The organism is Psychroserpens luteus, from assembly GCF_015319355.1.
In the GTDB taxonomy this organism is placed as follows: domain Bacteria; phylum Bacteroidota; class Bacteroidia; order Flavobacteriales; family Flavobacteriaceae; genus Psychroserpens; species Psychroserpens luteus.
On sequence record NZ_JADILU010000005.1, the window covers coordinates 433,920 to 446,823 of the forward strand.

General features: G+C 33.3%; 8 protein-coding genes and 1 tRNA gene. 7 read left to right on the top strand and 2 right to left on the bottom strand.

What is annotated here, in order from left to right:
• Positions 1-36: 36 nt before the first annotated feature.
• Together IM744_RS13915 and IM744_RS13920 are read left to right on the top strand one after the other, a co-directional pair.
• Positions 37-2,205 carry a prolyl oligopeptidase family serine peptidase gene (locus IM744_RS13915; RefSeq protein ID WP_194508749.1) on the top strand — a complete coding sequence of 723 codons (2,169 nt, stop codon included), beginning with the start codon at positions 37-39 and terminating at the stop codon, positions 2,203-2,205.
• 69 nt (positions 2,206-2,274) lie between these two features.
• Entirely contained in the window at positions 2,275-3,186 is a 912-nt protein-coding gene (locus tag IM744_RS13920) for an ABC transporter ATP-binding protein (protein ID WP_194508750.1), read from the top strand.
• A 195-nt stretch (positions 3,187-3,381) separates the two neighbouring features.
• Here IM744_RS13920 and IM744_RS13925 read toward each other — a convergent pair whose 3' ends face one another.
• Together IM744_RS13925 and IM744_RS13930 are read right to left on the bottom strand one after the other, a co-directional pair.
• Positions 3,382-5,103: a WYL domain-containing protein gene (locus IM744_RS13925; protein WP_194508751.1), complete on the bottom strand. Its 1,722-nt coding sequence runs from the start codon at positions 5,101-5,103 to the stop codon at positions 3,382-3,384.
• 3 nt (positions 5,104-5,106) lie between these two features.
• Positions 5,107-7,410, bottom strand: a complete 2,304-nt coding sequence (locus IM744_RS13930; protein ID WP_194508752.1) for a CAP domain-containing protein — start codon at positions 7,408-7,410, stop codon at positions 5,107-5,109.
• Positions 7,411-7,942: 532 nt separating this feature from the next.
• Here IM744_RS13930 and IM744_RS13935 point away from each other — a divergent pair.
• From IM744_RS13935 to IM744_RS13955, 5 genes are all read left to right on the top strand, one after another.
• Complete coding sequence (locus tag IM744_RS13935; protein ID WP_194508753.1) at positions 7,943-8,491, top strand: tetratricopeptide repeat protein; 549 nt, start codon at positions 7,943-7,945, stop codon at positions 8,489-8,491.
• 72 nt (positions 8,492-8,563) lie between these two features.
• The gene (locus tag IM744_RS13940; protein ID WP_194508754.1) at positions 8,564-9,130 is read left to right on the top strand and encodes a metallophosphoesterase family protein; all 567 of its coding nucleotides are present in this window, start codon (positions 8,564-8,566) and stop codon (positions 9,128-9,130) included.
• Between the two features lie 220 nt (positions 9,131-9,350).
• Positions 9,351-9,433, top strand: a tRNA-Tyr gene (locus tag IM744_RS13945).
• Between the two features lie 687 nt (positions 9,434-10,120).
• Positions 10,121-11,221 carry a slipin family protein gene (locus IM744_RS13950; RefSeq protein ID WP_194508755.1) on the top strand — a complete coding sequence of 367 codons (1,101 nt, stop codon included), beginning with the start codon at positions 10,121-10,123 and terminating at the stop codon, positions 11,219-11,221.
• A gap of 265 nt (positions 11,222-11,486) precedes the next feature.
• Positions 11,487-12,878, top strand: a complete 1,392-nt coding sequence (locus IM744_RS13955; RefSeq protein WP_194508756.1) for an RtcB family protein — start codon at positions 11,487-11,489, stop codon at positions 12,876-12,878.
• Positions 12,879-12,904: the final 26 nt, after the last annotated feature.

Below are 12,904 nucleotides of genomic sequence, written 5' to 3' on the forward strand. Positions count from 1 at the left end.
TGTTTATTTTTGGTAGAACTAAAATAGGTGTGAATTATGAAAAACATTTCATTGATATTAATAGCAATACTTGCATTTAGCGCATGCAAAGAAGAGGCTAAAGAACAAAAACGAGATATTGTGGTAAATTATCCAGAAACCAAAAAAGTAGATACAATTACCGATTACTTCGGAACACAAGTTAAAGACCCATATCGATGGTTAGAAGATGATAAAAGTGCCGAAACCGAAAATTGGGTGAAAGCTCAAAACGAATCTACTTATGGTTATTTAGACAACATCCCTTATCGTGAAGAGTTAAAAGAAAGATTATCTAAACTATGGAATTACGAAAAAGTAGGTGCTCCTTTCAAAGAAGGTGACTACACTTATTTTTATAAAAATGATGGTCTCCAAAACCAGTATGTCATCTATCGCTATAAAACAGGTGATGATCCAAAATCTGCAGAAGTTTTCTTAGATCCAAACACTTTTAATGATGAAGGAACAATCTCACTTGGAGGAGCAAGCTTTTCAAAAGACGGAAAAACCTTGGCGTATGCTATTTCCGAAGGAGGCAGTGATTGGAGAAAAGTTCTCATTATGAATACTGAAACTAAAGAAATTGTAGAAGATACTTTAGTCGATATTAAATTTAGCGGTATGTCTTGGTACAAAAACGAAGGCTTCTACTATTCCAGTTATGACAAACCAATAGGAAGTGAGCTCTCTGCTAAAACAGATCAACACAAATTATATTACCACAAACTAGGAACTTCTCAAAAGAATGATCCTGTAATTTTTGGAGGAACAGCAGCTGAAAAACACCGTTATGTTGGTGGTAATGTTTCAGAAGACAATAAATATTTAATAATTACTGCAAGTGTATCAACTTCAGGAAATAAACTATTCATAAAAGATCTTTCGAAGTCTAATAGTCCATTAGTAACAGTTTTAAATCATACAGATAGTGATATATATCCTATTGAAAATGTTGGCAGTAAATTATATATGGTGACCAATCTAAACGCACCAAACAAGAAAATTGTAACTGTAGATGCTTCAAATCCAGGACCAGAAAACTGGGTGGATTTTATACCAGAAACAAAAAATGTACTGAGTCCATCAACAGGTGGAGGTTACTTCTTTGCAGAATATATGGTTGATGCAGTTTCAAAAGTCATGCAATATGATTATGATGGCAAACTAGTAAGAGAAGTAAAATTACCAGGTTTAGGTAGTGCAGGCGGATTTGGTGCCAAGAAAGAAGAAACAGAATTATATTACTCATTCACAAACTATGTAACTCCAGGGAGTATTTATAAATATGATATTAAGAATGGAACGTCAGAAATTTTCGTAAAACCAGACATCGATTTCAATCCAGAGGATTATGAAAGTAATCAAGTCTTTTTTACATCTAAAGATGGTACAAAAGTCCCAATGATTATTACGCATAAAAAGGGATTAAAACTCAACGGTAAAAATCCAACAATTCTTTACGGTTATGGCGGATTCAACGTTAGTTTAACACCTTCATTTAGCATCGCAAATGCAGTTTGGATGGAACAAGGTGGTATTTATGCAGTTCCCAACCTTAGAGGTGGTGGAGAATATGGTAAAGCTTGGCATGATGCAGGAACTCAACTTAAAAAGCAAAACGTATTTGATGATTTTATAGCTGCTGCAGAATATTTAATAGCTGAGAAGTATACATCTAGTGATTATTTAGCAATTAGAGGAGGTTCAAACGGTGGTTTATTAGTTGGTGCCACAATGACACAGCGTCCAGATTTAATGAAAGTAGCATTGCCAGCAGTTGGAGTTTTAGACATGTTGAGATATCATACGTTTACTGCTGGAGCAGGTTGGGCTTATGACTATGGTACAGCAGATGACAACAGAGAAATGTTTGATTACCTTAAAGGTTATTCTCCAGTACACAATGTAAAAGAAGGCGTACAGTATCCAGCAACTATGATAACCACAGGAGATCATGATGATCGTGTAGTACCAGCACATAGTTTCAAATTTGCTGCAGAGCTACAAGCTAAACAAACAGGAAACAATCCTACATTGATTCGTATTGAAACAGATGCTGGTCATGGTGCAGGAACTCCAGTGTCGAAAACTATTGAGCAATATGCAGATATTTTTGGATTCACGCTTTACAACATGGGATTTGATGTATTACCAAGCAAAATTAAAGAGAAAGTAAAAGGATAATTATTAATAAAATATCATTTTCAGACCTACAAGGTTTTAAAGCCTTGTAGGTCTAGTTATATATACCAAATGCTAAACGTAAAAAATCTTACCTTTTCATACAACAAAACACCTATTTTAAAAGACTTATCTTTTAAGATTGAACAAGGTGAAAACTTGGCAATTATTGGAGAAAGTGGTTCAGGTAAAAGTACACTTCTAAAAGTGTTGTATGGTGAATATGATCTTAACTTCGGAAATATCTACTGGAAAGACAATGAAATCCTTGGGCCAAAACACAATCTGGTTGTTGGTTATGATTTCATGAAATATGTAGCTCAAGAGTTTGAACTAATGCCATTTATTTCGGTAGAAGAAAACATAGGAAAGTTCCTCTCTAATTTTTTTCCGAAGGAAAAGAAAGAGCGCACAGCAGAATTACTAGAAGTGGTAGAACTTACCCCTTTTGCTAAGACGAAAGTCAAGACATTATCTGGCGGACAAAAACAACGTGTTGCTTTAGCTAGAGCATTAGCAAAACAACCAGAAATTATTTTGTTAGATGAACCTTTTAGTCATATTGATAATTTCAAAAAACAATCCCTGAGACGTAATGTTTTTAAATATTTAAAAGAGAAAAACATCACTTGTATCGTAGCGACTCATGACAACAACGATGTACTTGGTTTTGCAGATAGAATGATACTTCTCAATAACAATATAATAGAAGTTTATGATACTCCAGAGGCTTTATACAAAAATCCTAAAACACCATTAATAGCGTCATTTTTTGGAGAGTTTAATGTTATAAAAGGTAAGATTATTTACGCTCATCAACTTCAAGTTGTTGATGAATCTAAACTTAAAGCAACAGTAACTGAAAGTTATTTTAAAGGAAATTATTATTTAGTTGAAGCAGATTTAGATGATGAAAAAGTATTTTTTGAGAATGTCAGTAAACTTGAAAACAAAAAAATCATCTATCTAAAAATAAGTAAATAAACATGTCCCAAATCAATTCAGAGAATTGACATCTGAAATGCAGAATATGAAAATAAAATCGTGAATAAATTTTGAAGCCTTGGAAAAATTTTAGATCTTATTTTCGGTTTTGTTCCGAAGAAACGGAATAAAAATTCCTCATTTCAGCATGATTTTTTGGTTCGTTTTGCATCAAGGCAAAATGAATAGAGAAAATCATAAATTCTCTCTCTCAGCATATTCCAAACCATTAGGTAATTCAATAGACGAAAATTCCAAATGCAACACACGTCTTCGTTTTTGAACTTTAGATTCAGACGATGCATGCAATAATAATGGCTTTAACAATTGTACACCTCCAGAACCAACTTCGCTAACAAAAGGAATTGAATTTGAAGTAATCAACTTAATCTCATCATCATTTAATCGTTTTTGATGTGATCCAGGAATCACTTTTAAAGCACCATTTTTAACAGTCGTATCATCTAAATGAATACGCATAGAAAATGTGTTTTTCGAAATGGCTTCTGGTGGACAAGCACTAATCACTCCTTTTTTATTCGTCCAAGACGTAAATCCATCCACGTCTTTTTTTTCTGAAACATTAATTGGCACATCCTGATGCCAAGTCACATACCAATTATCTTTTGGAGACTTATCAAAATAAATAGCCTTGGTTAAAAACACATCCTTATTAATGGATTTTATGATCTTTTTGAAATTTTTATTAAATAGAATTTCCTTTAATTCTGGCATTTTAACCAGCACTTCTCGCATTCCAAAAGGGAGTTCATCATGGTTTTTAATGTAATTATCAAATTTCGCTTTTAACTTTCGAATGTCACGCTTAGAATACACATGTTTCAATATTCCGAAACCCTTATATTCTAATCGCTTTGCAATCGTTCGCAAGTTTTTGTCATTTATTTCAGTTTCATAGGCATCAACTGCATCATATAATCGTTCTTTTATATTTCGTTTCAAACGCTCTGGAGCAATCACTTTGACACCTTCTCCTAAAGCGAGAATTTCTTTTTCAAGCTCAAAATTCAACTGAACATCTAAAGACACTGTAACACCATAATTATCACGTGCAACCTCTTTTTGCGAATGATGAAAAGGTTTGGTTACCACATAAGGTGCGTGTTTATGATTGATATAAAGTAAAACAGTTTCGGTTTCCATAGTTGGACTTACAGAAACACCAATCGCCTGTTTATAATAGATTTCAGAATTAAAACTCTGATCTAAAATGAATTTCTTATCACTTTTTTCTACGGAAATAATCCTGTCTAAAGCCAAATTCATAATGCCCTCATTAGACTTTCGTTTTCCAATAACAAACCATCTATTTCTAAATTCTTTTAGCAAATAAGGGTGAAACGTGAACGTGCTTTCATGTCTCGCTTTAAAAGATTGATAGGTCATTTCAACCGCTTCCTTTTTCAGAATAAATTTATAAAGTTGGTCTAAAAATTCTAATCCTTTAAGGTTATCATTTTTCTCAAAATCAATTAATGACTTTTCGTGAGTTTTTTGAGTATACACATGATCTTCTAGTTTTTGAACCATACTGCCTAACTCAGCAAAATGAGAAAATCCTTGAAACTGTTTTAAAAATGAAACAGCTTGTGATAATTTACCCAAATCTTGATTAGAAATAGGACTGTTAGTAATGCTATAATCTTCTTCTTCATACTTATAATATTTACGATCATAAACTGTAATTGGTGCATTATAACCTAATTTATCACTACGCATCATTTGAAGATCTAATTGAACTGTGCGTTTACTCACATCTACATCTTTACCTTCATAGTCGTAAAGCGCATCAGACACTGCTTCAATTAAATCATTAAGCGTCCATTGTCTAAACTTATTTTGAAGACATTTATCTATAGTTTTATATCTAATTAATGCGTTTTTGTTGACTGCCATATTTTATGGATTACAGGTTTTACAAAAGAGGGTTTTAACACCTTCATGTCGCAAATTTTGAAAATCTTCATCAATCCATTCACACCATCGTTTCTTATTAAATTTTATAGCTAGTTTATGAATAGCCAAAAATGATTCTATAGCATAATCACTATGATAAGCAGCCAGCGTTTTTAGAAGTACAAATGTTAATGCTTCATCAAGTTCATCATAATCAAATCTGTTTGATAAGCTTTCAATAGTCATGTGAAACATACTCCAATTATTAAAAAACAGACTCAAATTTGTATCATCCTCAATACTCTTGGAGTGATTTCTAAAATAATTAGATATAAACTCAAACGACTCACCAATTTTAGGACTGTAATTAATTTGTCCAAAATACTCTATACTAGCCATATGATAATTGAGAAATAAAGGATTGACTTTATCCTGATTTTTATAGCTATCAAATAAAGGTTCAACCTTTTCTGGGTGCATCACTTTTGAAAAATCATCAGAGCTACTATCCCAATATTTTAGTAATCTCCTTGCTGTAATTGTATATAAATTAAGCAGGTTTTTTTGAGCAGATTCTGAAAGAACTTCTGGTTTTGAAAGCCAATTTCTAACGAAAAAAACAATATTATCTGTCGCATAAAAATTAATATTCTTTAATAATAATGCAGACACATTTTGAACCAACTCAGGCTTATCAAACAACTTATCTAATATAAATTCTTCATTAAGAAATAAATTACTAGACTCTTTTAAATACATTTCTGCGAGCACTCTATTTGCCAAATTATAATCTTCATTTAATAATGCATCTGTGAGATTATAATTTAAATGATTTGCATTATCAGACTCCCATGTTCCGTTTACATAAATTATGGCTTTAGATTGCCTTTGAAAACTCAAAGCTTCTTTCCAGTTTTCATCTTTATTTTTTGCTAAAAAACTTTTAATTTTTTCTTTATCTCTACCCAAAATTTCTTCTAAACCCAAAAGCTCAATATGATAATAACAAAGCTCCCAGTTCTCTTTAGCGTCAATATGGATAGATTCAGAATCAATATTAATCTGTTGTTTTAAAAATTCAGAAATATACCCAGCCCGCTCTTTATGTAATCTCTCATTAGTCTTTGAGTTTCCATCTACAGATGTAAAACTTTTGATATCTATAGAGTGAATCTTATTGTCATCAATTTGAATAACTGGATTTTTAACAGGTGTTATTTGACCACTTTCAAAATCAAAATCAACTTCATAAATACCATTAATTCCTTGAGTTTTTAAAACAATCTCTGGCGAATAAATTTCTGGCTCAATGTGCTTTAAATCATATTTCCTGCTAGGAATTCTAGACGAAACATTATAACTGCATTTTTTACCATTTTTGATTACGATAAGATTAGCACTCAAACTTTTTCCTTTGAGGTGATTTGGAATTTCCCCTAGAGAGACAATAAGTCTATTTGGACTTTGAGCAATATTATTAGCAAGTAATTCATCTCTATAAATTGGTTTTAACATGACGCCTTCATATATTTCAGACACATCTAATCTATTATCTTCTCCACAAGAAAGCTGTTCCCTTTCAACCAAATCAATAGCAAAACCATCATTACTATTTTCTAAGATTTCTTTTATCATTTTCAAGTTGTGATACCCTAAAAAAACCTCATCATTAGTTATCGATAAAGCATTCCCAACATTGACTATAACATTATCCTTATTTCCAATTAAATCACCACAAGTAAGATCGCTTGGTAGCACAGAAAAAGCATTATCTGACAATTGATTTTCTATCACATAACCTTTTTTAGCAAATACTTGAACCGCAAAAACACATTTAGACTTTTCGTTAAAAGTAAACCCGAAATCTCCGTATTTAAAATCGTCTGAAATCATATTCGCATAATGACCAGGAGAATTTTTCCAAGAGCGATACATATCAATAGCTAATTTCTTTAAATCTGCCTTATTTACAGCTATCCTTATTGGCTTCGTGTACAACACATTTTCTCCAATATTGGTAAATGACTTATTGAAGTGTTCTACTCTATCTCTTGGATGAGGAAATGCGGTTTTAACTTGAACATGAGTAAGCTTATTTCGTTTAGCAATATATTTAGAATGTAATTCGGCAGCCTTTGCTAAATCTTCGTGTCTTTCAAGTATTAGCTTCCCTTTTTCTTGTCTTAAAGTATTTATTTTTTCTGAAAGTAAGCTAGCCAAAACCTGTTTGTCATCATAACTCAGTTGAGCATTTCCAAACTGAAAGAAAAACGCAAACATTAAGACTAAAACATAATTAAATTTCATAGAAAAACACTGTAAATAACATTCCGAATTAAAGGTATAAAATTACTACGCAACTATTATGCGTAATCTAAAATTTCCGAAGAAAACAAAAAACTGTTTCAAAATATTTGCTTTTTTCAAAAAAATATAATACTTCGTATTATGGCAGCCCATTTTCTGGAAAAAGAAAAATAAATGTAAATCTTTGCAACGCATTTCAACCAGAATACAACAAACAGAAGTTGAATTAAAAATTAGAAACTATGAGTTTATTTATAACATATCAAAACAATCCAAAAGGAATTTCGCCTTTTGTGATGCTTCGTGATTATCGTTAGATAAACTTTCCAAAATTATAAATGAAAGATCCGAAGCAAGTAAAACTCTGTTTCGGATTTTTTGTTTTCAATCGTTAACCATTTCGGTTAAACCTCCTCCAAAACAGTTAGAATATTAAGCTCATCAATTGGGCTTACGCGAAATATTTTTTCGCACAAAGCGGTCACTGAGCTAAATCGAAGTGTCGCAAAATGAATTATTAAAATAAAACATAATGGACACGAATTTGTTAAACAACTACGTGTTAAAAGCCATAGATGCTTATCCATACGAATTAGAAGAAACCGTAGAAAACTTAAACTACGCGCTGTCTTACGAGAGTAATAACGCTTATGCATTATGCCTCATGGGACGTTTGCAGGCAGAGCAGTTTGAAGATTACGAAAAAGCCAAATACTATTTTGCTGAGGCATTAGCAAGTAAAATGGATTGCATAAAAGTGTATCCAATGTATATCATGGTTTTAATCTGGAATCACGATTTCGACGAAGCGCAAAAACTAATCGATTTTGCTCAAACAGTGAAAGCTGTTGGGAAAGGAGAACTTTTAGTTTTACAAGCTCAACTTTTTGAATATCAAGAAGCGTATAAAAAAGCATTAAAAACTTTTAAAAAAGCGAAGTTGTTTGTTTACAACAAAGGTTATACCTCGTTTATAGATTCTGAAATGAACAGAGTCAAAAACAAGTTAAAACTAAAGAAAAAGAAGTCTTCCAAATCTAAAAACAAGAAGAAACGGAAGCAGAAAAAGAATAAAATATAACCAACCTGCAAGGTTTTTAAAACCTTGTAGGTTTTAAATAAGAGATTCCCGATTTGTTAGGAATTAGAAAATATGAATAAAACAAGAAACATATATTTCACTTCAGACCATCACTTTGGTCATGAGAATATTATAAAATTCACCAATCGTCCATTTGGTAGTGTTGAAGAAATGGATCAAGAACTCATAAAACGATGGAACAGTCGCGTGAACAAACACGACAAGGTTTATCATTTAGGTGATTTCGGACTCTGTAAAGCAGAGCGAATGCGAGACATTCTTGAGCAATTAAACGGAAAAATATTTTTAATACGAGGCAACCACGAAGGTGCTGCACAAGCAAACCCTAACCGATTTGAATGGATTAAAGATTACTTCGAGCTCAATGTCAATGATGCAAATGCACCTAACGGTAAGCAAAAAATCATGCTCATGCATTACGCAATGCGCGTTTGGCGATCAAGTTTTAGGGGCACATGGCATCTCTACGGTCATTCTCACGGAAGTCTAAAAGACGACCCAACAATGAACAGTTTTGATGTAGGTGTAGATTGCCACGATTTCTACCCATTAACCTATGACGAAGTCAAAGATATTATGAGTAAGAAAATTTGGGAACCACCATTTAAAAATAAATAATTTATATTTTTTTATTACTACGCAAAAAGATTGCGCAATAGGGTTAAATATTTGCAGTGTAATCATAAAGAAGTCTAATTGTTAAAAGCTTCTTGATGTCTTCATCAAGAAAACAGTTAACTGTCATTCTCATGAAAATGGGAATCAGACTTTGGTAGTAGTGCTCCACCAATCGAGGGAATTGGTGGAGCTTAATAAAAAGTTCTTTAAAAAATAAAATGGAAGTATTGAGCAATTGGCTGGCTCGCCTGACTGTAAATCAGGTCTTTTATAAGCATGTAGGTTCGAGTCCTACTGCTTCCACATCAAGCAAGTCTTGTTACGTGTTTCGGTATAGCACGATTGTGTAAATCCTTGCCATTTGGTATTCGGCTTTTATATCCAACTTGACTTGAAGGTTTTTGATTATTTGACCAAATAAATAATCTCATCTATGTACACAGGTTCGAATCCTGTCTTCATTTAATTGAAGTAGCTAAGCGGTATAGCAGTAGAAGCAATCGTAGGTTCGAATCCTACCAAAACCTAACGGTTTTGTGGTCGAGCGGTCAAAGACACTACATTTCGGTTGTAGCATGCAATGGACTTAAAATCCATCTTTAGAAAAGAAGACCAACTTTTAAAAATAGGTCAACAAGTGCGTCACACTTTAAATGGCAAAAACAAAGTGAATTAAAACTGGCAATAGCAATTCGTTGCTTGAGCAGTCCAGAAAACACCTTGAAATACACAAGAATTTTGAGAAGTTTTAGAGGTTCTTTTAAAGACTCATTCTTTAATAACAATTTATGAAATTCATGAATTTGAGTTAATCAATCATCTGTAAAACGACACTTAAAACACTTTAAATTGGTTGTATTTCCGTAGTTAGAAAGATGGTTTTCTTTCGCTTTGTTTTAACTAGAGTAGTCATTCTCAAAAAGAGAATTCTATTATAAATGTTTAACCGTTCTGAAATAATTAAAACATCAGAACAAAAAATTAGAAATCATGAAAAGAGTAAGAATTCATGCAGGTACAGTAGGTTTAGTGTTTAAAAACGGTAATTACGCTCGCGTTATTACAGCAGGAAAACATTGGATAAGATTTAGCGAGCAGGTCATAAAATATGACTTGACCCAAGCTTTCAACGCACCAAAAGCATTAGAGATCTTACTTAAAGATCAAGCTTTGGCAAACATGTTGACCGTTGTTGAAGTCACCGATAGCGAAATCGTTTTGGTATACGAAAACAAAAACTTTAAAAGTGTATTGACTGCTGGTCGTTACACCTTTTGGAACAGCTTGGTCGATTATAAATTTGTAACTGTCGATTTAGGTAAAATCGACATTACAGAAAACGTAAACAACGTTTTGTTTAGCACTATGCAATTGCGTCAATACATTCGTGTATTTGAAGTTGCAGCCTTTGAAAAGGCAATTATGATTGTTGATGATACGTTCATTAAAATTCTTGAACATGGTACCTACCATTTCTGGAAAAACGAACAAACCATCAAGATCTTAAAAGCCGATATGCGCCAATTGCAATTAGAAATTGCTGGTCAAGAATTGTTGACTAAAGATAAAGCAACCGTTCGTATTAACTTTTATGCACAATACAAAGTCACAGATATCAAAACCGCTTTGATGCATAACAAAGATTACGAAAAGCAATTGTACATTACATTGCAATTGGCATTGCGAGCATTTGTAGGTGCTTACACTTTAGATGAATTGTTAGAGCAAAAAGAAACGATTGCACAAGCGGTTTTAGAAGACGTGAAAACACAGGCAAAAGTTTTAGGTGTAAACGTATTGCATGCAGGTATGCGTGACGTGATTTTGCCAGGCGACATGAAAGACATCATGAATCAGGTATTGATTGCTCATAAAAAAGCGCAAGCCAATGTAGTAACAAGACGTGAAGAAACTGCGTCCACTCGAAGCTTGTTAAATACTGCGAAATTAATGGAAGACAACACCATGTTGTTCAAATTGAAAGAGATGGAATATGTTGAGAAAATTGCCGATAAGATTGGCGAAATCACAGTTGCTGGTAACGGTAACGTGATTGAACAATTAAAAGATATTTTCTCTGTGAATAAGTAAGCGGATTATTTTGGCGTAACCCAAACCAAAAAGTTTGGGTCGCGCTTTTCGCAGTCGCTCTCTTCGAGGAGCTTCAACAATGCTGCAATCGCTTACGCGAGATTGATAAAATTAACGTCATTCTGAACTTGTTTCAGAATCTCATCAAAATAATTAATAATAAGTTTACCTACGCAAAAACATCGCGTAGTACACTATAATATTTGTAGTGTAATTAAAATGTCATTCAGAGCATAGCGAAGAATCTCATGAAAAACAAATTAAAATGAAAACAAAAATAACAGGACACGATGTAATCGCCTTAGGTTTCAGACAAGGAAAATGGATGAAAGATGCCATTGCTCATATCAATGAAAACGAATTAGAAGGTGACGCTATGAACTCATATTTAGAGCAATTTAAATCACCAGATCCTATCGCATTACATGCAAAATCAGTTGATTTTTCCATCAATATAAAAGCAGAAAATGAAGAAGAAAAGGATAACGTCGCTAAAGTGATTAACTCTATGCAAACCTTAATGAAAACGCCAACATTAGTTGATGGCGCGATTATGCCAGATGCTTGTCCTGCAGGTCCAGACGGAACAATTCCTGTTGGTGGTGTTGCTGTTGCAAAAAATGCTATTCATCCAGGAATGCATAGTGCAGATATTTGCTGTTCGGTGATGTTAACCGATTTTGGAAAAGCAGATCCTAAAGACATTTTAGATGCAGCACATGCTAGTACGCATTTTGGTCCTGGCGGACGAGATAGAGATTCGCAATTTCAATTTCCGAAGGCATTATTAGACGCTTTTGAGTCTAACTATTTTTTGAGTGATGGTAACATGCTTCAAATTGCAAGATCACATTTAGGAACTCAAGGTGATGGTAATCATTTCTTATTTGTTGGTACCTCTAAAAAAACAGGAAACACAATGATGGTGACACATCATGGATCTAGAGGTCCAGGAGCACGTTTATATTCTAAAGGAATGAAAATTGCCGAACGTTATAGAAAAGAGTTATCTCCTGAAACAAAGAAGCAAAATGCTTGGATTCCTTTTGATACCGAAGAAGGACAATCCTATTGGGATGCCTTGCAAATCATAAGAGATTGGACTAAAAAAAATCATGAAGTATTGCACGATGCTGTAGCTCAAAATTTAGAGATTGATATTGATAACAGATACTGGAACGAACATAATTTTGTCTTTAAGGATGGTGATTTATTTTACCACGCAAAAGGTGCAACACCATTAGACGCTAGGTTTATGCCAGATATTACAGGTCCTAGATTGATCCCTTTAAACATGAGCGAACCTGTATTGATTGTTGAAGGGTCTACAACAAAAACAAATTTAGGTTTTGCACCACATGGTGCTGGTCGAAATGTGAGTAGAACACAACATAGAAAAAGTAAAACAGGAACCATCATGCAAATTTTTAAAGAAGAAACTCGAGGCATTGATGCACGATTTTTCTCAAAGGAAATTGATATTACCGAGTTACCTAGTGCTTATAAAAATGCAAAAACGGTAAGAGCACAAATGGACGAATTTGGTTTAGGTACTGTCATTGATGAAGTCATGCCTTATGGTAGCATTATGGCAGGAGACTGGCAAAAAAATGCACCTTGGAAAATTAAAAGAGAGAAAAGAAAACGCAATAAATAGCATACCTTAGAAAGGGAAAAAGTGGG